A 26,302-nucleotide genomic window follows, 5' to 3' on the forward strand; every position below is an offset into this window, starting at 1 on the left:
GGACGGGGGTTGCTTGTCATTTGCGAAGCGCCTTCACTCTCGGCAAAATGTTTCGCAGTTCGAGATAAGGTGTCTTGTCGTGTGTGCTCAAGTCATCACGGTCGTACTGCGTCAAAAAGTCGATGACTTTTTTCGTGATCGGCGTCGGTGTCGACGCGCCCGATGTGACCGCGACCGTTTCGACGTCTTGAAGCCAATTGAGATCGAGCTCACTCAAGTCACCGATGCGATAGGCATTCGTCCCGGCAATCTCTTTAGAGACTTGGGCGAGGCGGTTCGAGTTGTTCGATTTCGGATCACCGACGACGATGAGCAAGTCGCAGTCGCCGGCCTGTTCGGCCACGGCTTCCTGACGAACTTGTGTCGCGTTACAAATCTCGTTATGCACCTCGACGTGAGGATAGCGTTCTTGAATGAGTTCGATCAATGCCGAAACGTCCCATTGGCTCATTGTCGTCTGGTTCGTGACGAGAATGTTTGCGTCTAACAAATGATCTGGCAACGCCTCAAAATCGCTCTCGTACTGGACGAGATGGACTTTTCCAGGGGCGACTCCCATCGCGCCTTCAGGTTCGGGGTGACCGTGCTTGCCGATATAGATGACTTCGTAGCCGGCCGCTGTCTTCTCACGAATTAAATCGTGCGTGACGAGAACGTCAGGACAAGACGCATCGACAATCGTCAGTCCTTTTTCGATGGCACGCTTCCGAACGAGCGGGGAGATGCCGTGGGCCGTAAACACGACGGTCCCTTTGTCGATTGTTTCAACTGCTTGCATCCGATCCTCACCGTCTACGGTCTTGACGCCTAAGTCTTCAAACGCTTGGGTGACGTGACGGTTATGGACGATCATACCGAGTATATGGATAGGCCGTGGTAAATCTGGGTTGGCCACGGCTTCATTCGCTAATTTCATGGCATCGACGACGCCATAGCAGTATCCGCGTGGGCTAATTTTTTTAACTTTCATTTCGTGATGAACGCTCCTTTCGCGATGCTTTCCTACGTATTAGTCTAACATTGTTTCGAAAATACGAAAAGAATTGCGTGTATTCATGCTATAATCTTAAGGTTAGAAAGGAGGGACACCGTGGAACGCTTGAGAACATTGCTTGAAGTTCGAAAATCGTACTTCTTTCAAATCACATTTATTATCTTTATCATTCTTGGACTCGTCATCTCATCACTAGCTTTCTCTGCCGATCGCGTGACGGTGTCCCGCGCGGAAGAATTGGCGAAAGAACAATTTGACTATGCGATTGATGGGAGTATCGAGAACCTCGAGACAAGGCTTGGGAAATTGTATGAAGACCTCGTCTACCTTGGTGCTTATGTTGGAAACGAACCTTTGATTGAAGAGCGGATTCGGACGGGTTACTTGAACCAACGAACGAGTTTCACTTCGATCTTTTACTATGATTTACGAGAAGATGAATTCACTTGGTATTCGCAACGGCAAGTCCCCGCGATGACGTTAAAGGCTGATCCGAAATTTAAAGAAGTCATCACTTCGAACGGCGACGATTTATTCATGAGTGACCCTGTATCGATTTCTGGTGATGCGGGCACGTATCTTTACGTACCCGTCATCGAGGACAACCGACCGATTGGCATGTTTGGTGGAAGCATCAGTGTGCTTAACTCGGACCTCTATCGGCGCATGCTCGAATCCACGAACGATGATATGATTCTCTACCTCTTAAATGAGCGGGGAGAAGTGTTATCGACATCGTTTAACCTCGTCACGGATGCGGAGCGAAGGTTGTCACGCTCAATCGTCGAAACGACGGATGAGTATGACGTTCGGACGATTTTAAGTACCGAAGACGATGTCATCATGTTCGAACCGGACGCTCGAGTGAACGGATGGAGCGTATTGGCCAAGCATAGCACGGATTCGGTTTATGAGGCGGTCTATGATACACGTTGGCAATATTTGATGATTACGCTCGTCACTTTCTTCTTAAGTATTTTAGTCGGTCTCCTTCTCTCGAAGACATTGACGAGCCCGCTGCTCGAACTCGTTCAAAACATCAAGAAACAACAGTCACTCGAACCGATTTTACTCGAACGCACCGGTTCAAAGGAAGTCCAGACGCTCCTCGATACGTATAACGACTACTCGAATCGGATGGAGACGGCTCGACGTGAGCAGTTGAGCCAACAACAGCTCTTGCTCCAACAAGAGAAGCTCGCCTCGCTCGGTCAACTCGCGGCCGGGATCGCTCACGAGATCCGTAACCCGCTCACACCTGTCCAAATCACCTTGCAGATGGCGAAAGAAGGTCATGGTAGTGAAGAAATGCTCGACCTTGCACTGTCCGAGCTCAATCGGGCTAACCATTTGATTACGACGATGCTCACGCTCGCCAAACCAGATCAATCCAAGCTTCAAGAAGAGTGGCTCGACATGACTGAATTTGCGAGTCGGCTCGAGTTCTTACTCGACGCCGAATGTTATAAACGGGTGACGAAGTGGGAACTGATTGTTCCGAATGAGATGCCGCCGTTCTACTGTTCGAGCGACATGCTCGTTCAAACCATCTACAACTTGTTTAAAAACGCCGTCGAAGCCGTCGATTCAAAAGGGGCGGACGGTAGCGTCACGGTCACGGTCCTCTTCACGGAGCGGGATTATCGGTTCTTGATTGAGGATAACGGAATCGGGATGACGAAAGATCAAGTGAACACGGTCGGGTCGGCGTTCTATACGACGAAAGAGAACGGCAACGGGCTAGGGCTGTACATGATTCGAGAATCATTAAAAGCCGTAAACGGTCAAATGGAAATCGAGAGCGTTGAAGGAGAAGGTACGGCGATGATGATTAAAATCCCAAGGCGGACAAACGTATGAAGGGCTTCCGCTATTACTGGCTTTGGATTCCCGTCATCTGGGCCATGACGATTTTATTGATCACGTCGATCCAGTTGCCGGAACGCGCGACGACGAACAATGAGGTCGGCTTCGTGTTCGTCAGTGAAAAACACGAACACGCCAATAAGTTGTTAGCCGCATTTGTACGAACGGCCAATCAAAAAGGGTTCATTCCGATTCCGACGACAAGTGAGGATTCACGTGTCTTAGAAAAAGAGAAATTGGATTCTTTGATCGAGCGCGGTGTCAAAGCCATCTTCGTGACGACGCTTGACGAGACGTTCATTCAATCATCGCTCGAAAAGGCGAGAGACAAAGGGATTCCGATTATCGCGATCGACCGGATGATCGACCACGATAGCGTGCTCACGTCCGTCGTGTCCGATAACGTTGAAATCGGGCGGATGGCCGCCAACCATATTGCCGCCAAACATACCGCACTCGATCGGCCGATCCGTGTCGTCGAAGTGAGGGGAACGGCAAAAGTCCGCTCGACCATCGATCGTAGCCTCGGGTTGACCGAGTACGATAAAGCCCATGACGACCTCGAGGTCGTGGCCTCGCTCACGGGTAACTACGATCCGTTCCAAGCCGAGATCGAGATGTCGCGCTGGCTCGAGGAAGACATCCCGTTCGACGCCGTGTTTTCCCATAACGACGACAATACGTTCGGGGTCGTGAGGGCGCTCGAGAGCAAGAGACTAAATGACAAGACAATCGTGTCGGTAGACGGTGTGACAGAGATTTACCCGTTGATTCATAGCGGGAAAGTCGATGCGACGGTCGTGCAATCCCCGAACGAAATGATTGAAGTCGGGTTCAAAGCGCTCGAACAGCATTTGAGCAGTAAAAAAATCTCGGCGCACTACTATTCATCGAGTTACTTGTATGAAGGACTCGGTAAAGATTAATTGACAAATAACTAGATTCCGCTATGCTAGGAAAAGTGGAAAGAAACAGGAGGTGTATCGATTGAACAGCTTCCAACAGTTCAAATTGTTACCGTTTATCGTCGATGCCTTGACAGAAAAGCGCATCACTAACCCAACGGACATTCAGGCACGGATTATTCCAGCCGCGATGAATGGCCGTGACATCATTGGAAAATCACAAACCGGGACCGGGAAGACACTTGCGTTCCTCTTACCTATTTTAGAATCGATCGACCCGAGCGAACATGAAGTCCAAGCGATCGTTGTCGCACCGACACGCGAGCTTGCCTGGCAAATCCACGAAGAGTTGAAAACACTCCTCGTGAAGCAGCCTGACTATATTAAGACGAGTTTGATCGTCGGCGGAACTGACCGTGAACGTCAAATCGACAAGATGAAAAACCCACCACAGTTGATCATCGGGACGCCAGGCCGTCTGCTCGACTTGATGAAAGTTCAGGCGTTGTTCCCGCATAAAGTCAAACATTTCGTCGTCGATGAAGCCGATCAAATGCTTGATATGGGCTTCTTGCCAGAAGTGGACCGCATCGCGCAGTCGCTTCCGGAAAGACTGCAAACGATGGTCTTCTCAGCGACAATCCCAGAGAAGCTTGAGCCGTTCTTGAAGAAATATCTTCACGATCCGCGCTACGCTGAAGCAAGTGCCGAGCACCGCGTCGCACCGAAGATCAAGCACCACGTCATCCCGGTCCGTCACCGCGACCGCAAAGAATTGACGGTCGAAGTGGCCAAAGCGATCAATCCGTTCGTCTGCCTCGTGTTCACGAACACGAAACAAGACGCGGATGAGCTCGAGAAGTCGTTCCGTGAGGCAGGCCTCAACGTCGGGACGCTTCATGGCGACATGCAAGCCCGTCGACGCAAGCAAGCGATCAAAGACATCAACGATGCAAAATATCAATACGTGATCGCAACCGACTTGGCTGCCCGCGGGATTGATATTAAAGGTGTGTCGCACATCATCAACTTCGGTATTCCGAAAGATCTCGACTTCTACACACACCGTGTCGGCCGGACCGGTCGTGCCGGTGCCACCGGAGAAGCGTATACGCTGTATGAAGATCACGAGAACGGCCCGATCAATCGACTTGAAGAGCGTGGTTTCGCGTTCACACATGTCGATGTCAAAGGCGGGACGCTCCAAGAGATCAAGACTCGTAAACGCCGCGTGACCGACCGTAAGATGAAAGTATCGCACACGGCGCACAGCCGTATGGCCGGTGAGATCAAGAAGGCGAAGAAGAAAGTCAAACCAGGCTACAAGAAGAAGTTCAAGTATAAATTGAAAGAGACGGCTTCGCGCGAGCATATGCAACAACAGCGCACGGAACGTCGTGAGACCCGTAAGAAGAACAGACGGTAATCACTAAACAGAAGAATCGACTTCATGGAGTCGGTTCTTCTTTTTGTGTACACTAAAGGCAGAAGATTGCGAAGGAGAGTTGACTATGTTAAAAATTGGTTCACACGTTTCGGTTTCAGGTAAGAAGATGCTGCTCGCTGGCAGTGAGGAAGCCGTCTCGTACGGTGCGACGACGATGATGGTCTATACGGGCGCGCCTCAAAACACGCGTCGTAAACCGATCGAGGAGTTAAATATCGAAGCGGCGCTCGTCCACATGGCGGCGCATGACATCGAGGAGATCGTCGTCCACGCCCCATACATCATCAACCTGGGCAATACGACGAAACCCGAGACGTTCGAACTCGCGGTCTCGTTTTTGGCGGCTGAAATCAAGCGGGCCGAAGCGCTACAAGTCGCCCGCCATGTCGTCCTTCACCCAGGCGCCCATGTCGGTGCCGGCGAAGACGTCGGTCTCGCTCGCATCATCGAAGGCTTGAATGAAGTGCTGACCGGAGACGAGACGGTGAAGATCGCCCTCGAGACGATGGCAGGAAAAGGAAGCGAACTCGGGAAGACGTTTGAAGAACTCGCGACGATCATCGACGGAGTGACGCATAACGACCGGCTGTCGGTCTGTTTCGACACGTGCCACGTCCATGACGCCGGGTATGACCTCGTGGGGGACTTAGACGGCGTGATTGCCGAGTTTGACCGCATCGTCGGAATCGACCGACTCGGCGTCATCCACGTCAACGATTCGAAAAACGTGCGCGGGGCGAGAAAAGACCGCCACGAAAATATCGGCTACGGGGAAATCGGTTTTGACGCGTTGAACCGAATCATCCATCATGAGGCGTTCGCGCATTTGCCAAAAATTCTTGAAACACCTTACATTCCAATCAGCGAGAAGACGAAAGTCGCGCCGTATAAGCAAGAGATCGACATGTTCCGATTAGGCGCGTTCGACGCCGAATGGCGCGAACGATTCGCGCTCGCGCATCAATAAGCGATGAGCGTGCTAAAGATCGATCCAGAGACGTATGACGTATTTGCGGCGCTCCCGACATACTTTCGCGAGCAGAGCCCGTTTTACATTGAAGGAAGCATTGAGGGACGAGCCTTGATCGAAGTCGTTGGATATGGGATCGTCGCGGAAGTCGAGATTATGCTCGTCGAGACGACGACGCGCCCCGACGACCGGTATTGGCGAACGCGTCCCGACGATGAAGTTCGAGACTATTGTCTCGTCGATTTAGTCGGCCTTGATTTTCATCATCCGCTGCTCAAGAGTGGTATGTACGACGTGTCGACGTCATATGCGACGTTAAAAGATATGTGGGACCGCGGTTATCAAGTCCCGTCCCAACGCTGGACACGGCAAACGTACGAGACGCATCTAGCCCGGGAACGAATGATGATGCACCGTATCGCTTCCGTCACGGCTTGTACGAGCTGTGGAGTCGACTTGATAGACAGGTATGGGGCGATGGCCCATCGTCTGCTAGAGTACCATCTTGAAGGAGACAGCGGGATGTGGGTCTGTCCGACTTGTCATAAGGCGATCCATCATGCAGAGTAACAAAAAGAACGATGCCCGCGGGCATCGTTCTTTTTGTTTAAAATGGCCAGTTCGCAAGCGCGAATTGGTAAACTTTCATCCCGAGAAAGACGCCAAAGATTCCAATGACGCCAGGCAAGACCGGGGGGGCAGGCAACGGCAACTTCAAGGCAGTGAAAATCATGCCACAGATGAGGCCGGCGAGCAACGAGAGTAAGATTTCTTGCATAAATGATTCCTCCATATTCGAAAATGAAAGCGTTTCAACTAACTGAACGAACTAATTATACAATGTTCTTTCTCGTTTGAGAAGTCTAACATCAGTCATCAGTCATTTTCTCATTTTCGGCCCGGAGGCGAAGGACTTCACGTTCGGCCCAGTTTGACGGCTCCCGTTCGAAGACGCTCGGGATGTTGTTCCAACGGCCGCCTGTATATTGATGGATGATGATCTGCGATTGAATTTTCTCTTGGCCAGGTTCTTGCTTGATGTAGACGTAACTGCCATCGGCGCGTTGGATCCGCGCTTTGACGTTATCGACGAGCTGTAGCGCGAGCATGTCTTTAATGTATGACTTATGACCCGCATCTAGGATTGGGAACAAGATCTCGATGCGCTTTTTCATGTTTCGGGTCATCCAGTCCGCAGACGAGCAATACAAGTCTTCTTTCCCGTTTTGGTAGAAATAGAAGATGCGAGAATGTTCTAGATAGCGGTCGATGATCGAGACGACACGAATATTTTCCGAGACGCCTTTAATGCCCGGCCGCAGGCAACAGATGCCGCGAATGATCAAATCGATCTTGACCCCGGCCTGAGACGCGTCATACAGCTTCGTAATGATCGACTTGTCGGTGAGCGAGTTCATCTTGGCGACGATGCGACCGTTCCCATACTTCTCATGCAGTTTGATCTCGTCTTGAATCTTGTGAAGGAAGAAGTCGAGCATGTCGTCAGGCGACGTCTCGAACTCGTGCCAAGACGGTCGTTCACCGTAACCGGAGAGCCAGTTGAAGAAGTTGGTCGCATCTTCGGCCAAGTCCTCGTTCGTCGTCAACAAGCCGATGTCCGTATAAAGCTTCGCCGTCGAGTCGTTGTAGTTACCGGTACCGAGGTGGACGAAGCGTTGGAGGACACCTCCTTCTAGAATCCGTACGACAAGCGTGATCTTCGAGTGCGTTTTTAACTCTTTATAGCCGTAGATGACGTGGGCCCCGGCTTTTTCGAGCTGTTTCGCCCATTGAATGTTCTTCTCTTCATCGAACCGAGCCTTTAGTTCGACGAGGACGGTGACTTGTTTGCCGCTCTCAGCAGCGTCAGTGAGCGCTTTAATGATCGGTGAATCGCCAGACACACGGTAAAGCGTCTGCTTGATGGCCAAGACGTTCGGGTCTTTCGCGGCCTGGGCGATAAAGCGGACGACCGGGTCGAACGAATGGTATGGGTGATGGAGCAAGTAATCCTTTTTCAGGACGGCCTTGAACAAGTCCTTGCCGGGCTCGAGTCCTTCCGGGACGAACGGGATGAGCGTCTCGTTGATCATCTCATCATACTCGATTCCGATCTTATTATAGATGCCAAACAAGAACGTCAAATCGATCGGTCCGTCGACGACGAAAATGTCGCGGTCGTGCAGATCGAGGACGTCTTGCAGCATAAACAACAGTTCTTTACTGAGTGAACGTTGTTGGACCTCGAGGCGGATGCCGACGCCGTAACGGCGTTTCTTCAATTCTTTCTCGATCTGTTTCAACACATCGTGACTGCCTTCTTCATGGAACGGCATGTCAGCGTTACGGGTGATCCGGAACGGCATCGTCGACTCGACTTCAAAGCCTTTGAAGAGCGAATCGATGAATTGGATGATGACGTCTTCGAGCAACATCAAATCGGCATGTTCTTCGTCTTCTGTCGGCAGTTCGAGAAAACGCGGTAGGACGGCCGGTACTTGAACGAGGGCGAGTCGCTTTTTGCCTTCTGAGGTCGACGAGATTTCGACGGCGATATTGAGCGATTTTGACAACAGCATCGGGAACGGGCGATACGCATCGACCGCGATCGGTGTCAAGACCGGGAAGACGTGGGTCCGAAAATACAGTTTAACAAAATCAAGTTGCTCTTTGTTCAAGTGCTTCGGACGTAAAAAGCGGACGTTTTCTGTTCCGAGTTGTTTGACGATTTTTTTATACGTCGCATATTGGACTTCGACGAGTTCTTGGGCCTTGATTGAGATCGCTTTAATTTGCTGCTTCGGTGTCAGCCCGGCCTTGTCCTCCGGTTGGTTGAATCCGGCGAGCACCTCGTCTTTCAGTCCTCCAAAACGGACCATGTAGAACTCATCGAGGTTTGCACTGAAGATGCCGAGAAATTTGAGGCGTTCCATGAGCGGATTGCGGTCATCGATCGCTTCTTGGAGCACGCGCTCGTTAAAGCTGAGCCAGCTCAATTCGCGGTTGTTAAAATGTTCTGGTAAGTAAGTCGTCATAAAGTGATCCTCTCCTCTACGCGTAACTCGATCGTCGTTTCGATCGCGCGTTCTAAATGCTTTTTGTGACGGATGCCGCGCTGCAATTCAAAGCGCGGGGACGTCGATGTATGAAGGGTGAAGGCAAGCCCGTCGTCTGTTGTCTCGACGTCGATGTTCTCGACGACTTGACGCTCGGTCAAATCGAGCGCGTCGACAAGTTTGACGATTGATCCGATCAGCTCTAGACTCTTCAACATTTTCGAGTCGAACCATTCAGGAAAGCCCTCGATATGCTGTTCGAGCAGGCGCCGTGACTTGTAAGACGTGACGAGCGCCAGGGCGAGCCGGTCTTCGTTGTTCATGCCTTTAAAGTCATTGGTCGTGATCAAATGGAACGTGTGGTCGCTCTTGTTGTTATGGTCGATGTATTCACCGACGTAAGCGAGACGGCAAGCTGCTTCTAACAGTCCCGGTTCGAACGGTTTTGGTTTGATCGTCTTCGCCTCGATCAAGCCCATATAAATTTGACGGGCCAGATGGACGAGATGACGATGCCGGACCGGATCGACGTCGTATTGTTTCTCGAAGTGGCGGAAACTTTCTTCTTTGACATCGGCGAAACGGATCTCGTTGTTCTCTTTTAAATAGTATTCATAAAATAGCCCTTCCCGCAGACCGTTATTGCTCATCGTAAACTCAGGCACTTTTAAATAGCGGGCCAGTTCATCGATTGCGGTCACGGCCGGAGCGATGATGTCCATCCGATCTTTTGACAGGCCATCGAGTCGTCCGAGTTGTTTCGTCGACATGTCGATCAGTTCATCGACGACTTCGTGAAGCCGGTCGGCACCGAGCGTATATTGATGGATGCCTTCAAGCGGGAAGTGGGACAACGACTGTTCGACGCGGACGAGGTTTCGGGCGGTCCCGCCGACACCGACGAGCGGAACACCGTGAGGGACGAGCCAATCGATGTCTTTGAACGCCTTCTTCAAGAACGCGGTCAGTTGTTTCCGCTCATCTTTCGAGAGCGTGTCGCCTGACATAAAATCGTTCGTCAACGTGACGGCACCGAACGGGAAACTATGATAAAAGACGAGCTCGCGGTCTTTGAAGTAAGTCACTTCCATTGAGCCGCCGCCGATGTCGACCGAATAGCCGTCTTCGATATAAGTCGAGTTGACGATGGCCGAGTATCCGTAATACGCCTCTTCATAGTCACTTAACAAGCGGATCTCCATCCCGGTCGCGTCAAGGACCTCGTTTAAAATCGCTTCAGAATTGCTGGCGTTGCGGATGGCTGCGGTCGCGACCGGCAACATCTCTTTGACGCCATGATGCTTGTTCAGGCTAATGAAATGGTCGAGTGTCTCGATTAACGATTGGATGCCCATTTCGGACAGTTCGTTCGCATCGGTGATATGACTCGAGAGCCGAGCGACTTCCTTCACGTTCAACCGTTCAAAATATTGGCCGTGTCGATTCACTTCAAAAATGACGTTGCGAATCGAGTTTGACCCGATATCAATGACTGCTAATTTTTTTTCCACGGTAAATCCCCCTCTGCGATACCTCTAGTGTACAACGAACACTAGACAAACTCATCTTGATTTTGTGTGAAGACGTGACGACGAGCGCCTCGATCTTCTCAAACTTGAAGCATTTAATAATATTCTGTATAATACAGACGCTGAGCAAGTAGAAATGATTACGATTTATCAAACGAGAGAAGGGTAGCTCATGACGACATCTGTCGTAAAATTAGATCATGTTTCGTATTATTATGATGGCACGGCCGCACTTCGGGACGTGTCCATCGATATCAAGCAAGGTGATTTCGTCGCCATCGTCGGCGAGAACGGGTCAGGCAAGTCGACGTTGATTCGGACGATCCTTGGTCTATTGAGCCCGCAGGCGGGAACGGTCGAACTGTTCGGTCGCCCGCAAGGCCAATTCAAGGACAAGTCCCGTATCAGTTACGTTTCCCAAAAAGCGGCGTCATTTAACTCGGGGTTTCCGGTGACGGTCGAAGAAGTCGTCGCCATGGGCCGGTACGGACGGCTAGGCCTGTTCAAGCGATTGAACATGGAAGATAAGGCCGCCATTCAAAATGCACTCGAGACGGTCAACATGTGGCAGTATCGGAATCGCAAAATCGGAAGCCTGTCCGGTGGGCAGCAGCAGCGTGTGTTCATCGCCCGGGCCATCGTCAACCAACCCGATTTGCTCATCTTGGATGAGCCGACGGTCGGGGTCGACCAAAAGCATCTGCGGGACTTTTATGAAGTGCTCCACTTGTTGCGCGAGCAGACGTCGTGCACGTTCATCCTCGTCACGCACGACTTAAACGTCGTCACCGACCTCGTCACGAAAGTCGTCCATCTTGACCGGGGACGTATGGCCTGTAACTGTGGGTTGAAAGAGTATAGCGAACTAGGAGAACTTGCCGCCATCAAGCCGTATCCCGTCAAAGTCCTCGTTCATGAAGGTATGTCATGATTGCCGACTTGTTAACCTATAGTTTTTTACGTTATGCGTTCATAGCGGCCGTCGTCATCGGGTTTACGGCCCCGTTGATCGGTTCTTTCGTCGTCGTCAGACGGATGAGTCTGATTGCCGACGCTTTGTCACACGTGACACTCGCCGGCATCTCCTTCAGTTTGTTTCTCGGACAGTATGTCTTGTTCTTCTCTGACTTGAATCCGCTCTACCTCGGGACGCTCGTCTCGGTGCTCGCGGCGCTCGGTCTCGATTGGCTCCGCAATAAGTACGTCCATTTCCAAGAGCTGTCGATCCCGATCATGATGTCGGCGGGGATGGGGCTGAGCGCGATCTTCATTTCGTTGTCGCGAGGCTTCTCGGTCGATTTGTCGACGCTGTTGTTCGGTTCGATTTCAGCGGTCAGTCCGTCTGATATCGGTTTGATTCTAGCTGTCGCGCTCATCACGGTCATCGTCATCGTCGTGTTTTATAAACAGCTTTTGTTCTTGTCGTTCGATGAAGAACAAGCGAAAGTGTCCGGGTTGCCGAGCACGTTGTTACACATGTTGTTCATGTTCGTCGTCGCGCTCGTCATCGCTGTCAGTATGCGGATCGTCGGCACGTTGCTCGTCTCGAGCTTGATCACGTTACCGGTCGCGGCCGCACTCCGGTTCACGAACAGTTTCAAACAGACGATTGTTTGGGCAATCGTGTTCGGTGAGCTTGCGACGATTGGGGGACTTGTCCTCGCCTACGAACTAGACGTCGCCCCGGGCGGTGTCATCGTCTTGCTCGCCGTCTTGATTTTGGCTGCCGTCATGTTGTTTGAGAAGATCGGATCGTTACGGAAGAAGGAGGTACTCCATGAAACAGACTGAACAAATCGAACGGTTGCAATCGTCGTCATTGAAAGTGACGCCGAAACGGATTGAGATGTACGCTTATTTGGCGACCGAAGAACGCTACGTCAGTGCGAAAGACGTCCTGGATTATATGCGTTCGAAACATCCGACGATGAGCTTTGATACGGTCTACCGGAACTTGAAGTCGTTTGCGGAGGAAGGGTTGCTCGAAGCGACCGAGTTGAACGGTGAGAAAGCGTTCCGGGTCACGTGTGGCTCATCGCACCACCACCATCATTTGATCTGCCGCGGGTGCGGCAAGACGAAACTGCTCGAACTTTGCCCGATGCGTTACGTAGAGACGCTTGACCCTGATTTTGAGGTCATCGATCATAAATTTGAGATTTACGGGTATTGTAAACAATGTAAGTAAGGAGGTTGATTACTGCAACTTCCTTTTTTGTGTACATATAAGAAAGGAGTGAGTCGATGATTTATACGGCAAGCGACATCAAGCGAGCGGATGAACAGGCTTTTGCGCACGGGACGACGCCCGAAGCCTTGATGGAGCGGGCGGCGCTGGCCTTGACGAATCGTTTGGTGATTCGAGCAGAGGCGTCCGTCCTCGTCGTCTGTGGACGAGGGAATAACGGGGGCGACGGTTGGGTCATCGCCCGTGAACTGCACCGGCGTGGGTATGACGTCAGCGTCTGGGCACCACTCGGCGAGCCGAGATCGCCAGAAGCCTTGACGCACGCAGCGTTAGCGAAGCAAGTGGTCCCGGTCGTAGATGATCCGAGACGGACGGACTATATTATCGACGCCTTGTTCGGAGTCGGCCTTGACGGACCGGTCACAGGGAAAGCGAGAGACGTGATCACCTGGATGTGCGACCAAGCGGCGACGGTGATCGCGGTCGATGTCCCGTCCGGTGTGCCGAGCGACGAGACGAGCCGGTTCGACGGGCACGCGATCAAAGCCGATCAGACGTTGACGTTACATGGTTACAAGCGAAGTGCGTTCTTGAATCAAACTGCACCGTTTTACGGGAAAGTCGAACGAATCGACATCGGGTTGCCTGAGACGTCGAACTGGCGCGTGTTGACGGAGACCGATTTTGACCGCGGTCTGTTATCCCGTGATCCATATGGCCATAAATCGACTTACGGTCATGGCCAGCTCGTCGGCGGGAGCCGCCACTTGATCGGGGCACCGTTTCTAGCAGCTCAGGCCGCCCTTCGGAGCGGACTCGGACTACTCGATTTGGCGGTGCCGGCTGAGGCGATGGCACTGGCCGCAACGTTACCGGAGGCGATGTTTTACGAGATCGATGCCATACCGGATGCACGATACGCGGCGACGGCGATCGGTCCCGGCATGGTCGAGGATGAACGGTTGACGAACGCTTGGCAAGCGGTCAAGAAACGGACGACGCCAATCATCGTCGATGCCGGTGCGCTGACGCAGGAACACTTACAGGCGTCGGGCCCATTGACGCTCACCCCGCATCCCGGTGAACTTGCCCGGTTGACGGGACAGACGGTCGAGATGATCGAGGCAGACCGGTTCAAGGCCGCATCAGACTTTGCGAGGCAACATGGGGTTCATCTCATTCTAAAAGGGACGTACACGTTGATCGTTTCGCCAGACGGGACTGGTGCCGTCAACACGGTCGCAGCACCGGCACTCTCGAAAGGCGGGAGCGGTGACGTCCTGACCGGCATGCTGCTCGCGCTTTGGGCCCGGAGTGCGCGGATCGAGCCAGAGCAGCCCCCGAACGAACAAGCCGTCCTATGGCACGCGTTAGCCGCTAGGTCGGCGAGTGAACGGATCCATCCGGCAAGCGTTCTCGCGAGCGATGTCATCGAGGCGATCGGACTGGTATAAAAAAGAGGAATCCGGCGGCGGATTCCTCTTTTTTATAGGGTGATGATGGATTTTGTAGTCTCGAAGCTGTCGACGAGATGGAGTGCCTCGTTCCAAGACGTGATGCGTTTCACCCCGTCCGGTAACGGTCGACGATTATACGGGGCGTCGAACAAGAGCACCGGAATCAATGTCTGTTCATGGATCGAGATGGCATTCTCATAGCGATCCTCCATGAACAAGTCGAGCGCGAGATCTTTGACGACGCCGACTTTGTCGTGACTGCCTGTCATGATCAATGAGTCGAGCGGCAGTTCATGCTGTTTGATCCAGTCCTCGGTGACGGAGCGGACGGCCTCGCTGCGCGCCGTCACGTAGTGAAGTTGGTGCGTTTTCCGAATGTGCCAGAGCACTTCGTTCACTTCAGAGTGAGGGAGTGAACGCCGATAGATGGCTTCTTCATGACCGTGTTCGATCATGAACGTCCAAAAATCATGTTGCGTCATATTCGTGTACGTATGGAGCTCGTATTCGGTCGCCTGATGATAATCGATGGCGTAACCGAGCATGTCGTTCATATAGTGAAAGCAACTTTGCGGATCCGTGACGGTTCCGTCTAAATCTATCCCAATGTGCATCTTGATTCCTCCTTGCCATAACACTCATTGTATCAAAAGCCCGCTCGGTTGCAACCGAGCGGGCGAGAGATTAGTTAGATTGGTTGGCAAGTTGTTGTTCTTCAAGCTCACGCGCGGCAAGTTTCTCGGCGACGATGGCATCGATTTCTTTCTTCAACTCTTCGACCATCGTTGCTTCCGGTACTTTACGGATGATTTTCCCGTGACGGAAGAGCAGGCCTTCGTTACGGGCACCGGCGATGCCGATGTCCGCCTCACGTGCTTCACCCGGTCCGTTGACCGCGCAGCCGAGGACGGCGACTTTGATGTTGACGTTAATGTTTTGGATGTACTCTTCAACTTCTTTCGCAATCGAAATCAAATCGATTTCGATGCGGCCGCATGTCGGGCAAGAGATGAGCGTCGCGGCGTTAGCGGCTAGGCCGAACGACTTGAGCACTTCTTTGGCGACTTTGATCTCTTCGACAGGATCGTCAGACAGCGACACACGCACCGTCGAGCCGATCCCGAGTGAGAGGATCGCACCGAGTCCGGCCGCTGATTTGAGTGATCCTGAGAACAGCGGTCCTGATTCAGTGATCCCGACGTGGAGCGGGTAGTCGAACGTCTTCGCGGCGAGCGTGTACGCCTCGAGGGCAAGGTTCACGTCAGACGCTTTGAGCGAGATGATCGTGTTGTAAAAACCGAGGTCCTCTAAAATCTTGACGTGATGCATCGCACTTTCGACCATACCTTGAGCTGTCGGATATCCGTATTTTTCGAGGAACTGCTTCTCGAGCGAACCGGCGTTGACACCGATGCGGATCGGGATGCCTTTCGCTTTAGCGGCGTTAACGACCGCTTCGACTTTCTCACGGCGACCGATGTTACCGGGGTTGATCCGAATCTTATCGACACCGCTTTCGATGGCTTTCAACGCCAATTTGTAGTCGAAGTGAATATCGACGACGAGCGGGATGTTGATGCGACTCTTGATTTCAGCGAGCGCGTCGGCCGCTCGCTCATCTGGACAAGCGACGCGGACGATTTGGCAACCTGCTTCTTCAAGACGTAAAATTTCGGCGACAGTCGCTTCGACGTCGTGCGTTTTCGTCGTCGTCATCGACTGAATGACGACTTCATCAGACCCTCCGATGATGACGTTGCCGACACGAATCGGACGAGTTAATGAACGGTGTAAGATTTCTGACATATACGTAATCTCCTTCTTTTGGAAAGGTTCCAATCGATTTAGATGGTTGGTTTCTTTCTTATCATAACGAAATGCTTGTGAAAAAGCACCCGGCAAGCGCTCCTAAGATGTGCTCTTTACAAAGTCTAACGTTATCTTAACAGATGCTTCATAATTTTCCACCGTCTCAAGACCGATATATCGGACGAATAGCAAGTTGAGAAAGGTGAGGATTAGATGTGTTAACGCGATTGCAACAGCTGTGGAAGCAACGGCGTCCTGAAGGCGTCAAAATTGAACGGCGTCTCCAATGGACGCTGATGCCGCTTGTCGTCATCCTGTTTTTGACGACGTTCGGTTGGTTCGCGCTGAAAGCGGAACACCTGTTGACAGCTGAAGTCGAGAAGCGCTTACTCCGAGAAGCGACAGTCATGCGCGAGACAGTCAAAACGACGTATGGGGCATACCTATCAAATGAAAAAGGGTTGGTACGCTCGTTGAAGTCGACGTATATGCAACAGGCGTCAATTTTATCAGCGGACGGACTCGAGGCCGGTCAGTATTTGATACGAGACGAGCAAGTCGAGCAATTGACAGGAAAAAAAGCGAGCAAGCAGCTTGAAGACAAATTTAATGAAGTGACAGTGAACGAACTCGCAGTCATCGAACGAGGCGACTTCTTCTTAGCAACGGTTCCGATCCCAGAACTACAAGCTCATTACGTATTGGCTGTCACGAGACAATCGGTACTTGGGTCGATGTGGGAACTTCGACAGGCGCTTTTCGCTGTGATTGTCATAGCGATGGGAATCATTATCTATTTATTTTCTCGGATGATCCGTCGCGAAGTCAGACCGTTATCGCAGTTTGCGACGCGACTGCGTGAGGCGGTAGAGACGCGTGCTTTCAAAGAAGTAGACTTAGGAGCCAAGTCGTTCGAGATCCGTAGTTTAGAGCGTGAATACAATACGTTCATCGGGCTGTGGAAAAAGTCGTTGCTGACGATGGACGAGACGTCATCGGCGTTTGAGACGAGCTTGCCGACGTTCATGCGGCAACTTGCATCAAATGAACAACAAGTTGTCGCCTTTAAAGAAGTCGCAAGTACGGTCGAACAGACGAGTCGATCGTATCAGGCGTTCACGAGCGAATCGACGCATCGCTTTACGGACATTGCGGCCCATGTCGCGGCACTCAAACAAGATATTTCGGCTGTTGACTTGAGAGCGGTAGCGCTGCAACAAACGATTTCGAGCGAAATTGCCTCGTTTGCTTCGGTCAGAGGCGTGAGCGAGCAGTTCAAAGAGAAGGCGGGTAGTATCCAAGAACGTTTACGCGACAGCGCGAAAACGTCAGAACGAGCCGACGAAGCGCTTCAGACGATCTTATCGGTCGCGGCAGCCACGAAGATGTTGGCACTGAACGCCTCGATCGAAGCGGCTCGTGCCGGGGAACATGGAAAAGGGTTTGCTGTCGTCGCTCATGAAGTCGGTCAGCTAGCGAAAGTGACGAATGAATCTTCGATACTTGCCGTTGCGGCGATTGGGCAAATCAAATCCGAACGGGAAGAAATTTTTAGCGATATGATTCGCTTCGGCGACGATATCCTTCATCTAGGTGAGGCGTTGGACCGAGTTGAAGCAGGGATTGCGAAAATCAATTACGAAGTGCGTGACCAAATGCTTGAGTTCCAATCGATCACGGATCAGACGGCCGCAACGGGAAGGCAGTTGCTCCACATGGCGGAAGCGAACGAACAACTGAAAGAAATCGGCTTGGCGCTCGAGCGGAAGTTGAACGAATTGTATGAAGGGGTCGAAGTATGGACGGACGTTCAAGAAACGTTACAAGCAGCCGGGACAGACCTGGGTCACCAAAGTCGACGCCTGCAGGAAGTACTTACTGAACTTGCACCGAAGACGTGATAAAACTCGGGACAGCGCGAATTAGCGCCGTCCCGAGTTTTTTTGTTTAAGCGGGATTTGGAATAGTGGGACGGTCAAGTAGACGATCGTGACGACGAAACCGAGCCATAGAAGTGCGGACACGGCGTGATACAAGGCGACGAGCACGAGCGTCGGGACGAGTGTCATCGCGACCGCGTAAGGCCAAGCTTGCCGATACGGCCACGGTTTCTTCATTCGAAGTCTCGTCACGAGTTGAACGAACAAGGCGGCGACGGCGACCCACATCATATAGAAGAAGAAAATGGCGAAGCCGTGTAAAAACAGCCACATCGGTGCGAAAAAATCGGGCCGCAAGACGAGGTAATCTAAGACAGTCGCGACGATTGTAAAGACGAGGCTCGCCAACATATAAGCGTGTAGCGGAGCTAGACGGAGCCGTAGCGTTTGCTTCGTAGGTAGCAGGCTATGGCGGATAAACATTGATGTCGTTTTAAGCATACAGACAAAACCCCATTCTGTTATAGTACAAATTATCTAAAATACATAAAAATAAGACAGCTATTTAATAAAACCTTAACATTAAACGTGTTTACATCGACTCAGGGAAGAAGGCATAATGAGTAGGGCAACAAGAACCAATTAAACACAACCAATTCACAATCAAAAGGAGTACAAAAATCGTGGAATACAATTTGCAAGAAATGTTATTCATGTTTTTTGGAGGATTAGGGATCTTCCTATTCGGTATCAAATCGATGGGAGACGGCCTTCAAAAGTCTGCAGGAGATCGACTCCGCGACATCCTTGATAAGTATACATCGAATCCGTTCCTCGGAGTACTAGCCGGGATCATTGTTACGGTCTTACTTCAAACATCAAGTGGAACAACCGTCATTACGGTCGGTCTTGTCAGCGCCGGTTTCATGACGCTCCGTCAAGCGATCGGGGTCATCATGGGTGCGAACATCGGGACGACGGTAACGGCGTTCATCATCGGGATTGACATTGGTGCTTATGCACTTCCGATTATCGCAGTCGGTGCGATTCTTTTGTTCTTCTTTAAAAGAGAGAAATTCCAACACCTCGGACAAATCTTCTTCGGATTCGGGATGCTGTTCTACGGTCTCGAACTCATGGGAGACGGGATGCGCCCGCTTCGTTCGAGTGAATATTTCATTGATTTGACGCAATCGATGAGTGACAATCCGTTCCTAGGCGTCATCGTCGGTACGGTGTTCACGGTCATCGTTCAATCGTCTTCTGCGACGATCGGGATTTTGCAAGAACTGTACGCAGGTGGCTCGATCCAACTCGATGCAGCACTGCCTGTCTTGTTCGGTGACAACATCGGGACGACGATCACGGCGATTCTCGCTTCAATCGGTGCCTCGGTCGCGGCTCGTCGTGCGGCGGCAGCTCACGTTATCTTTAACTTGATCGGGACAGCCATGTTCTTGATTATTTTGCCGCTCTTCACGCGATATATTTTGTGGATCACAGACTTATTAGCTATCGAAGACAAGATGCAAATCGCCTTCGCGCACGGTACGTTCAACGTCGTCAACACGTTTGTCCAGTTCTGGTTCATCGGGACGATTGCTTGGCTCGTGACGAAACTCGTACCAGGTGAAGATTCAATCGTCGATACGAAAGCGCAACATCTAGACCCTGTCTTCATCCAACAGTCGCCTTCGATCGCGGTCGAGCAAGCAAAATATGAAGTCATCCGCATGGGTGATTTCGCGAAGCTCGGTCTTGACGAAGCGCGCAGCTATATGGCGTCAGGAGACAAGAAACACGCTGAGAAGTCGGCACATATCGAAGAAGCGTTAAACTCATTGAACTCTAAAATCACGGATTATCTCGTCAAATTGGCGGCCGTCGATTTGACGGAGCACGAATCACAACAGCATAAGACACTCATGCATGCCATCAACGACATCGAGCGAATCGGTGACCACGTTGAGAACATCATCGAGTTGATCGACTATAAGACGGCGACACGGATCACCCTCTCACCTGATGCTCAAAAAGAGTTGACGGAAATGTATGATCTGACACGGGCCACACTCGAGAAGTCACTTCAAACGCTTGCGAGCGGTGACATGGTCGAGGCGCGTCAAGTCATCGAGATGGAAGCGAAACTCGACATGCTCGAGCGTCAATTCCGTAAAAATCATGTCGTTCGTTTGAACACAGGTGAATGTGACGGCCAAGCTGGTATGTTCTTCGTCGATATGCTCTCGAACCTTGAGCGGATCGGTGACCATGCGATGAACATCACGGAAATCACACTTGAAGATGCAACGAACGAAATATCGGTCTAACGTTTCAAAAAGTCTTGCTACTTAAGTTATAAGTAGCAAGACTTTTTTGCGTACGTGTGACTTTTCATTGACAGTAGAGGCTTCCTTCAGTATATTATTACTGTATAACAACGTGGCGGTGTAGCTCAGCTGGCTAGAGCGTACGGTTCATACCCGTGAGGTCGTGGGTTCGACTCCCTCCGCCGCTACCAATAAGGACCCTTAGCTCAGCTGGTTAGAGCAGACGGCTCATAACCGTCCGGTCGTAGGTTCAAGTCCTACAGGGTCCATCGAGGGCAGCTTTCTAATGAAAGCTGCTTTTTTGTTTACATTGTTGTTTTCAAAAGTGAAGACGCGGGTAAATATCCGTTAGCATTTTGTTTTTGAAAAATATGAAACGAGGCGAAGCGAGATGGAACGAAATCATACGATGATGCAATTTTTTGAATGGCACGTCCCGGCTGACCAAAAGCATTGGAAGCGATTGAAAGAACGGGCTTCTAAATTAAAAAAAGCAGGAATCACCGCACTTTGGTTGCCACCGGTCACAAAAGGTCAAAGTGATGAGGATACGGGATATGGTGTCTATGACTTGTATGATTTAGGCGAGTTTGATCAAAAAGGAACCGTCGCCACAAAATACGGGACGAAGCAAGAGCTGCTTGAGGCGACGAAACACGCCCAAGAACTCGGGATGCAAGTATATATGGATGTCGTGTTGAACCATAAAGCCGGAGCCGACGCGACCGAGAAGTTCGACGTGTTAGAAGTCGACCCGGAAGACCGGACGAAAGTGTTGTCGGAAGAACCGTTTGAGATTGAAGGTTGGACGAAGTTTGATTATAAAGCGCGAAACGGTAAGTACTCGTCGTTCAAATGGAACTTCCATCATTTCAACGGCACGGACTATGACGCGGCGAGCGAGCATAGCGGTATCTTCTTCATTTTAGGCGATAACAAAAAATGGAATGACAACGTCGATAGTGAGTTCGGCGTTTATGACTATTTGATGTTTGCGAACATTGACTATCATCATCCGGAAGTCCGGGAAGAAGTGTTAAGTTGGGGCAAGTGGTTCATCGAAGAGACGAAATGTGATGGCTTCCGTCTCGATGCGATCAAACATATCAACTATGATTTCGTCAAAGAGTTCAGCCAAACGATGAAAGATGAAAAAGGCGAGAACTTTTACTTGGTCGGTGAGTTTTGGAAGTCGGAGCTCGAAGATTGCCGCGCCTTTTTAGACAACATCGACTACCACGTCGATCTGTTCGACGTGCCGCTCCATTACAATTTGCAGCGTGCCTCGATTGAAGGCGCATCGTTTGATTTGCGGACGATCTTTGACGACACACTCGTCCAGTCCCACCCGCTTCACTCGGTCACGTTCGTCGACAACCATGACTCACAGCCGGCCGAGGCGCTCGAGTCATGGGTCGAAGATTGGTTCAAACAGAGTGCTTACGGTTTGATTTTACTCCGCCAAGACGGTTATCCGTGTGTTTTCTACGGTGATTACTACGGCATCAACGGGCCCCACCCGGTCGAAGGGAAGAAGCTGGCCATCGATCCACTTCTGTACGCCCGTCGTGAAAAAGCGTATGGGCAACAAGACGACTACTTCGATAACGAGCACGTGATCGGCTGGGTCCGACACGGCAGCGAGGATATCGAGCGTTCAGGTTGTGCCGTCATCATCTCGAATAACGAAGAGGCGGAGAAACAGATGTACGTCGGGGAGCATCGTGCCGGTGAGAAATGGGTCGACTTGACGCAGACGATCGATGAAATCATCGAGATTGACGAAGATGGAAAAGGGGTATTTAAAGTAGCGGCAGGATCGATCTCGGTCTGGGCGTTGCCGGACGAAGATGTGGAATAAGCCTTTACAATTGAGTAAGCCGTCACAAATCTGTTACATTTAAAACGAACGTTGTTCAAACCAATTTTAAGGGGGATTTTAGTTATGGCTAAATTTGAATTACCACAACTTGATTACGCATACGATGCACTCGAACCACACATTGACGCACGCACGATGGAAATCCACCATTCGAAACACCACAACGCTTACGTCACGAACGTGAACAATGCACTCGAAGGAAAAGACGTAGAGTACTCTTCACTTGAAGACTTGCTCCAAAAACTCGATTCGCTTCCTGCTGACATTCAGACAGCTGTTCGTAACAACGGCGGCGGTCATTGGAACCACTCGTTCTTCTGGAAGTTGTTGAAGAAAAACGAGAACGGGACGCCAACGGGCGAACTCGCAACGGCGATCGACGAAGCGTTCGGCAGCTTTGACGCGTTCAAAGATGAGTTCACGAAAGCCGCTACAACTCGTTTCGGTTCAGGTTGGGCTTGGCTCGTCGTCAAAGGCGGCAAGCTCGAAGTCACGTCGACACCGAACCAAGATTCACCGATCATGGAAGGCATCACGCCGATCCTTGGACTCGATGTTTGGGAGCATGCGTACTACTTGAACTATCAAAACCGTCGCCCGGACTACATCCAAGCGTTCTTCCACGTCATCGACTGGGATTACGTCGCGAAGCTTTACGCTGACGCCAAATAATGACACGATCCCGAGATTCGGTTGAATCTCGGGATTTTTTCTACATTTCATTAATTTGTAAACAAATTATGATATAGTAAAAATCGAGTCTGAAAATAGAAATACAGAAAAGTATAATATAGAAGCAACTGAAAGTGGAAGGAGATAACTGAATTGGCTAGACACCGTGTGAAAGTGCCGAAAAAACGGCGTAACCACCTTCCGTTACGATTAAATTTATTGTTTTTTATCGTCTTCATTTTGTTTGCGACGTTGATCTTTCGGTTAGGCGTCGTCCAAATCGTCAACGGAGAGTTGATCGCCCGAGAGGTTCAAAAGACCGAGTCGAGCAAAATCAAGTACGAGGTGCCTCGCGGCAAAATCTACGATCGGAACGGTCAAGTGTTGGCCGACACAATCTCGAACTATTCGGTCATGTACCGTCGCTCCCAAGTGACGAAAACGGAGGAGCGTCTCGATGTTGCGGTCAAACTTGCTAAGATCGTCGACATTCCGGAGAAAGATCGCAAAGTGACCGAACGGGACCGCAAGGACTATTGGATCGCCATCGATCCTGAGCGCTCGCAAGAACGAGTCCAATCGCTTCTCGCCGAGCTGCCGGAAGAAGAGCGGGCCGCCTTGTCGAACCAAGCAGTCGATCAGTTGCTGCTTGATTCAATCACGCAAGCAGAGATCACGTTCGATGATGCGACCGAAGAGATCATCGCTATCAAACATAATATGGAGAGCGGGTACGCGTTAGACCCGCAAGTCATCAAAATCGGCGCGTCGCCGAAAGAGATGGCTTTGATCGAAGAAAACTTGGAGCTGTTGCCAGGCGTCAGCGTCGAACCGTATTACCAGCGGGCCTATCCGTTCGGTGAAACGTTCCAAAGCTTCCTCGGAAGCTATCGTCAAATCCCGGCCGAGCAACGGGCCTCGTATCAGGCGAAAGGCTACGGGTTGAACGATCGGGTCGGGACGTCTTATCTCGAGCAACAGTATGAAGATATTTTACGCGGAACCCCGGCTTATGACGTGTTCACGACGTATAAAGGCCAACCGGTCGGTGAGCCTACGCGCGTGAGCGGTAATCCCGGAAAAGATATCATCTTGTCGACGGACATCGAATTCCAAAAAGAAGTCGATGAGATCTTGAAGAAGGCGATCCGTGCCGGGCGTTCGGGGAGTCCGCACTTCGACCGGGCTTTCGTCGTCGTCATGAATCCGAAGACGGGCGAGCTGCTCGCTTTGTCTGGGCAAGAGTTAGATCTTGAGACGAACGAGTTTAAAGACGTCTCGACAGGAACCGTTCTCCGGGCGAGCCAAATCGGCTCGACGATCAAAGGGGCGACCGTCGCGTTCGGACTTGAAGAAGAAGTCATCAAGCCGGGCGAATACATTTACGACGCGCCGATCCGCATCGGGTCTTCGCTCAAATCGTCTTACCGGAACATGGGGAACATCAACGACCTCGATGCGCTTGCCATGTCGTCGAACATCTACATGTTCCAGATCGCGCTCAGGCTCGCCGATTATTATTCGACCGGCCAAATCGTCGGTGACAACGTCACCGAAGCGTTCAATACGATGGAGCACTACTATAAACAGTTCGGACTCGGGATCGAGACGGGCATCGATCTTCCTTACGAATCGATCGGTTTCCGGAGCGTGCCCGACCGCGTCACACTGTTGATGGATATGTCGATCGGTCAGTTCATCTCGTATACGCCGATCCAACTCGCGCAATATACGTCGACGCTTGCCAACGGCGGATATCGCGTGCAGCCGCATCTGTTAAAAGAGATCATTGAACCGGGCTCGCTCGATGAGATGAACAAACAAGTCGTCAGCACGTTCCAGCCGAAAGCGCTGAACAAAGTCGACATCCGCGACGAGTTCATCCAGCGTTCGCGTCAAGGCTTCCGTCAAGGGGTCGAGACCGGAACGTCACGGATTCTCCAACAGACGGGGATGACGGCGGCCGGTAAGACCGGGACTGCGCAAGCGATCGCGGAAGGGCCGGACGGCCAAGCGAAACGAAACGCGAACGGTGAGCCGATCAAGACGCTCAACTCGAACCACGTCGGCTGGGCTCCGTACGACGACCCAGAGATCGCGTGGGCGATCATCATGCCAGGTCTTGAGGCGGAAGGCGTCAACACGCGCGTCGCCCATGACATCATGAAAGTATATTTTGATTTAGAAGACGTCCAAGCACAGCTCCAGTAAAGAAGTCACTTCGGTGGCTTCTTTTTTTATCTTTACAATTCTTTTACGTTCCGTTTATTTATCGTTAATAGTAGTTTATTAGGATGTTAATTGTAGGACGAAACAACAGACCCGCAACACAAATCAAAGCAAACTCAAGGAGGACGTCAGAAATGTCTTGGATGAAAAAATCAGCTTTACTCGCTTCAATCACTTCGGTGGCCATCGTCGGTGCCGCGTGTGGAAACAATGAAGAAGGAAACGGCGGAGCCGAAGGGGACGCACTTTCAGGTAAAGTCGTCATGGACGGTTCGTCTACCGTATTCCCGATCATGGAAGCGGTCGCTGAAGAGTATTCAGCTGAACAGCCAGACGTTGAAGTAACGGTCGGTGTATCTGGAACGGGCGGCGGCTTCAAACGTTTCGTGACCGGTGAGACAGACTTCTCGAACGCATCGCGTGAAATCAAAGAAGAAGAAGCAGCCGAAGCTGAAGCGAACGGTGTCGAATACACAGAAATCGCGGTCGCACTTGACGGATTGGCGGTTGTCGTCAATCCAGAGAACGATTGGGCCGATGATATCACGATGGATGAGCTTAACAAGATGTGGACAGACAGCAACGTGAAGACATGGAAAGACGTCCGCTCGGACTGGCCGGATGAAGAGATCTCATTCTTCTCACCTGGTAAAGACTCAGGTACGTTCGATTACTTCAACGAAGCAGTTCTCGAAGATACAGACGTTCGCCAAGATGCACAGTTGTCAGAAGACGACAACGTCCTCGTGACGGGTGTTGCCGGAACGAAAGGCGCGATCGGCTTCTTCGGATACGCGTACTACATTGAAAACGAAGGAACGTTGAAAGCGTTGAAAGTAGACGGCGTCGAGCCGACAGCTGAGAACGTGACATCGTTCGAATATCCACTGTCACGTCCAATCTACACGTACGTGAACAACGCATCGATGCAAGAAAAGCCGCAAGTTGTAAACTTCGCACGCTTTATGAACGAAAATGCCGCAGCACTTGCTGAAGAAGTCGGCTACGTCGCGATGGAGCAAGCAAGTTACGATGAGAACGCTAAACTGATTGATGAACTCGCTGGTGAATAAATAGAGCAAATGGCA

The 26,302-nt window shown here is 51.2% G+C and carries 22 protein-coding genes and 2 tRNA genes; 17 read left to right on the forward strand and 7 right to left on the reverse strand.

Features of this window, described 5'->3' with window-relative positions; all coding sequences use genetic code 11:
* Positions 1-16: 16 nt before the first annotated feature.
* Positions 17-970 carry a 4-hydroxy-3-methylbut-2-enyl diphosphate reductase gene (locus tag EVJ29_RS02760; protein WP_131463783.1) on the reverse strand — a complete coding sequence of 318 codons (954 nt, stop codon included), beginning with the start codon at positions 968-970 and terminating at the stop codon, positions 17-19.
* A gap of 120 nt (positions 971-1,090) precedes the next feature.
* Here EVJ29_RS02760 and EVJ29_RS02765 point away from each other — a divergent pair, with 120 nt between their 5' ends.
* From EVJ29_RS02765 to EVJ29_RS02785, 5 genes are all read left to right on the forward strand, one after another.
* Positions 1,091-2,854 carry a sensor histidine kinase gene (locus tag EVJ29_RS02765; protein WP_071397766.1) on the forward strand — a complete coding sequence of 588 codons (1,764 nt, stop codon included), beginning with the start codon at positions 1,091-1,093 and terminating at the stop codon, positions 2,852-2,854.
* On the forward strand, positions 2,851-3,786 hold the full coding sequence (locus EVJ29_RS02770) for a sugar ABC transporter substrate-binding protein (RefSeq protein ID WP_071397765.1): 936 nt from the start codon (positions 2,851-2,853) through the stop codon (positions 3,784-3,786). The genes EVJ29_RS02765 and EVJ29_RS02770 overlap by 4 nt, the downstream gene beginning before the upstream one ends.
* Positions 3,787-3,847: 61 nt before the next feature.
* The gene (locus EVJ29_RS02775; RefSeq protein WP_071397764.1) at positions 3,848-5,191 is read left to right on the forward strand and encodes a DEAD/DEAH box helicase; all 1,344 of its coding nucleotides are present in this window, start codon (positions 3,848-3,850) and stop codon (positions 5,189-5,191) included.
* Positions 5,192-5,276: 85 nt separating this feature from the next.
* The gene (locus EVJ29_RS02780; protein ID WP_131442975.1) at positions 5,277-6,179 is read left to right on the forward strand and encodes a deoxyribonuclease IV; all 903 of its coding nucleotides are present in this window, start codon (positions 5,277-5,279) and stop codon (positions 6,177-6,179) included.
* Between the two features lie 3 nt (positions 6,180-6,182).
* Entirely contained in the window at positions 6,183-6,752 is a 570-nt protein-coding gene (locus EVJ29_RS02785; RefSeq protein WP_131490385.1) for a hypothetical protein, read from the forward strand.
* A gap of 37 nt (positions 6,753-6,789) precedes the next feature.
* On the opposite strand, the gene EVJ29_RS02790 is transcribed toward EVJ29_RS02785, so the two are convergent.
* The 3 genes from EVJ29_RS02790 to EVJ29_RS02800 form a co-directional block, all read right to left on the reverse strand.
* A complete protein-coding gene (locus EVJ29_RS02790; RefSeq protein ID WP_021065708.1) occupies positions 6,790-6,960 on the reverse strand; it encodes a DUF1427 family protein in 171 nt (56 codons plus the stop codon).
* Positions 6,961-7,051: 91 nt separating this feature from the next.
* Complete coding sequence (locus EVJ29_RS02795; RefSeq protein WP_070327011.1) at positions 7,052-9,217, reverse strand: RNA degradosome polyphosphate kinase; 2,166 nt, start codon at positions 9,215-9,217, stop codon at positions 7,052-7,054.
* Positions 9,214-10,749 carry a Ppx/GppA family phosphatase gene (locus EVJ29_RS02800; RefSeq protein ID WP_131463779.1) on the reverse strand — a complete coding sequence of 512 codons (1,536 nt, stop codon included), beginning with the start codon at positions 10,747-10,749 and terminating at the stop codon, positions 9,214-9,216. The genes EVJ29_RS02795 and EVJ29_RS02800 overlap by 4 nt, the downstream gene beginning before the upstream one ends.
* A 190-nt stretch (positions 10,750-10,939) precedes the next feature.
* Here EVJ29_RS02800 and EVJ29_RS02805 point away from each other — a divergent pair, with 190 nt between their 5' ends.
* Genes EVJ29_RS02805 through EVJ29_RS02820 form a run of 4 tightly spaced genes read left to right on the forward strand, consistent with a single transcriptional unit; the run spans position 10,940 to position 14,409 of the window.
* Positions 10,940-11,698, forward strand: coding sequence for a metal ABC transporter ATP-binding protein (locus EVJ29_RS02805; protein ID WP_070327013.1), 759 nt, complete (start codon positions 10,940-10,942; stop codon positions 11,696-11,698).
* Positions 11,695-12,558, forward strand: a complete 864-nt coding sequence (locus EVJ29_RS02810; RefSeq protein WP_131442970.1) for a metal ABC transporter permease — start codon at positions 11,695-11,697, stop codon at positions 12,556-12,558. The genes EVJ29_RS02805 and EVJ29_RS02810 overlap by 4 nt, the downstream gene beginning before the upstream one ends.
* On the forward strand, positions 12,545-12,955 hold the full coding sequence (locus tag EVJ29_RS02815) for a Fur family transcriptional regulator (RefSeq protein ID WP_131463777.1): 411 nt from the start codon (positions 12,545-12,547) through the stop codon (positions 12,953-12,955). The genes EVJ29_RS02810 and EVJ29_RS02815 overlap by 14 nt, the downstream gene beginning before the upstream one ends.
* A gap of 56 nt (positions 12,956-13,011) precedes the next feature.
* Positions 13,012-14,409, forward strand: a complete 1,398-nt coding sequence (locus EVJ29_RS02820; protein WP_131490384.1) for an NAD(P)H-hydrate dehydratase — start codon at positions 13,012-13,014, stop codon at positions 14,407-14,409.
* Between the two features lie 32 nt (positions 14,410-14,441).
* On the opposite strand, the gene EVJ29_RS02825 is transcribed toward EVJ29_RS02820, so the two are convergent.
* Both EVJ29_RS02825 and ispG read right to left on the reverse strand, forming a co-directional pair.
* Positions 14,442-15,026, reverse strand: coding sequence for a hypothetical protein (locus EVJ29_RS02825; RefSeq protein WP_236633363.1), 585 nt, complete (start codon positions 15,024-15,026; stop codon positions 14,442-14,444).
* 70 nt (positions 15,027-15,096) lie between these two features.
* Entirely contained in the window at positions 15,097-16,218 is a 1,122-nt protein-coding gene (gene ispG / locus EVJ29_RS02830) for a flavodoxin-dependent (E)-4-hydroxy-3-methylbut-2-enyl-diphosphate synthase (RefSeq protein WP_016508052.1), read from the reverse strand.
* Positions 16,219-16,436: 218 nt separating this feature from the next.
* Between ispG and EVJ29_RS02835 the strand changes: the two genes are divergently transcribed.
* A complete protein-coding gene (locus EVJ29_RS02835; RefSeq protein ID WP_131490383.1) occupies positions 16,437-18,122 on the forward strand; it encodes a methyl-accepting chemotaxis protein in 1,686 nt (561 codons plus the stop codon).
* Positions 18,123-18,143: 21 nt separating this feature from the next.
* Here the strand turns inward: EVJ29_RS02835 and EVJ29_RS02840 are convergent, their stop codons facing one another.
* The gene (locus EVJ29_RS02840; RefSeq protein ID WP_236633364.1) at positions 18,144-18,584 is read right to left on the reverse strand and encodes a hypothetical protein; all 441 of its coding nucleotides are present in this window, start codon (positions 18,582-18,584) and stop codon (positions 18,144-18,146) included.
* Between the two features lie 200 nt (positions 18,585-18,784).
* Between EVJ29_RS02840 and EVJ29_RS02845 the strand changes: the two genes are divergently transcribed.
* The 7 genes from EVJ29_RS02845 (at position 18,785) to EVJ29_RS02875 (ending at position 26,287) form a co-directional block, all read left to right on the forward strand.
* A complete protein-coding gene (locus EVJ29_RS02845) occupies positions 18,785-20,431 on the forward strand; it encodes a Na/Pi cotransporter family protein (protein ID WP_131490382.1) in 1,647 nt (548 codons plus the stop codon).
* Between the two features lie 114 nt (positions 20,432-20,545).
* Positions 20,546-20,622: transfer RNA gene (locus tag EVJ29_RS02850), tRNA-Met, on the forward strand.
* A gap of 4 nt (positions 20,623-20,626) precedes the next feature.
* Positions 20,627-20,700: transfer RNA gene (locus tag EVJ29_RS02855), tRNA-Ile, on the forward strand.
* 122 nt (positions 20,701-20,822) lie between these two features.
* On the forward strand, positions 20,823-22,292 hold the full coding sequence (locus tag EVJ29_RS02860) for an alpha-amylase (protein WP_131490381.1): 1,470 nt from the start codon (positions 20,823-20,825) through the stop codon (positions 22,290-22,292).
* Positions 22,293-22,376: 84 nt separating this feature from the next.
* Positions 22,377-22,985 (forward strand): superoxide dismutase, encoded by a 609-nt coding sequence (locus EVJ29_RS02865; protein WP_071397750.1) that lies wholly within the window; start codon positions 22,377-22,379, stop codon positions 22,983-22,985.
* A 153-nt stretch (positions 22,986-23,138) separates the two neighbouring features.
* A complete protein-coding gene (locus EVJ29_RS02870) occupies positions 23,139-25,196 on the forward strand; it encodes a peptidoglycan D,D-transpeptidase FtsI family protein (protein ID WP_199749299.1) in 2,058 nt (685 codons plus the stop codon).
* 152 nt (positions 25,197-25,348) lie between these two features.
* The gene (locus EVJ29_RS02875; protein WP_131463765.1) at positions 25,349-26,287 is read left to right on the forward strand and encodes a PstS family phosphate ABC transporter substrate-binding protein; all 939 of its coding nucleotides are present in this window, start codon (positions 25,349-25,351) and stop codon (positions 26,285-26,287) included.
* The last annotated feature ends 15 nt before the right edge of the window (positions 26,288-26,302 follow it).

The organism is Exiguobacterium sp. SH4S7, assembly GCF_004336795.1.
GTDB classification, from domain to species: Bacteria; Bacillota; Bacilli; order Exiguobacteriales; family Exiguobacteriaceae; genus Exiguobacterium; species Exiguobacterium aurantiacum_A.

Coding starts and splice junctions, on each gene's coding strand:
- EVJ29_RS02760 (WP_131463783.1), bottom strand. CDS start 970: ATGAAAGTTAAAAAAATTAGCCCACGCGGATACTGCTATGGCGTCGTC.
- EVJ29_RS02770 (WP_071397765.1), top strand. CDS start 2,851: ATGAAGGGCTTCCGCTATTACTGGCTTTGGATTCCCGTCATCTGGGCC.
- EVJ29_RS02780 (WP_131442975.1), top strand. CDS start 5,277: ATGTTAAAAATTGGTTCACACGTTTCGGTTTCAGGTAAGAAGATGCTG.
- EVJ29_RS02785 (WP_131490385.1), top strand. CDS start 6,183: ATGAGCGTGCTAAAGATCGATCCAGAGACGTATGACGTATTTGCGGCG.
- EVJ29_RS02790 (WP_021065708.1), bottom strand. CDS start 6,960: ATGCAAGAAATCTTACTCTCGTTGCTCGCCGGCCTCATCTGTGGCATG.
- EVJ29_RS02795 (WP_070327011.1), bottom strand. CDS start 9,217: ATGACGACTTACTTACCAGAACATTTTAACAACCGCGAATTGAGCTGG.
- EVJ29_RS02805 (WP_070327013.1), top strand. CDS start 10,940: ATGACGACATCTGTCGTAAAATTAGATCATGTTTCGTATTATTATGAT.
- EVJ29_RS02810 (WP_131442970.1), top strand. CDS start 11,695: ATGATTGCCGACTTGTTAACCTATAGTTTTTTACGTTATGCGTTCATA.
- EVJ29_RS02815 (WP_131463777.1), top strand. CDS start 12,545: ATGAAACAGACTGAACAAATCGAACGGTTGCAATCGTCGTCATTGAAA.
- EVJ29_RS02820 (WP_131490384.1), top strand. CDS start 13,012: ATGATTTATACGGCAAGCGACATCAAGCGAGCGGATGAACAGGCTTTT.
- EVJ29_RS02825 (WP_236633363.1), bottom strand. CDS start 15,026: ATGCACATTGGGATAGATTTAGACGGAACCGTCACGGATCCGCAAAGT.
- ispG (WP_016508052.1), bottom strand. CDS start 16,218: ATGTCAGAAATCTTACACCGTTCATTAACTCGTCCGATTCGTGTCGGC.
- EVJ29_RS02840 (WP_236633364.1), bottom strand. CDS start 18,584: ATGTTTATCCGCCATAGCCTGCTACCTACGAAGCAAACGCTACGGCTC.
- EVJ29_RS02860 (WP_131490381.1), top strand. CDS start 20,823: ATGGAACGAAATCATACGATGATGCAATTTTTTGAATGGCACGTCCCG.
- EVJ29_RS02865 (WP_071397750.1), top strand. CDS start 22,377: ATGGCTAAATTTGAATTACCACAACTTGATTACGCATACGATGCACTC.
- EVJ29_RS02875 (WP_131463765.1), top strand. CDS start 25,349: ATGTCTTGGATGAAAAAATCAGCTTTACTCGCTTCAATCACTTCGGTG.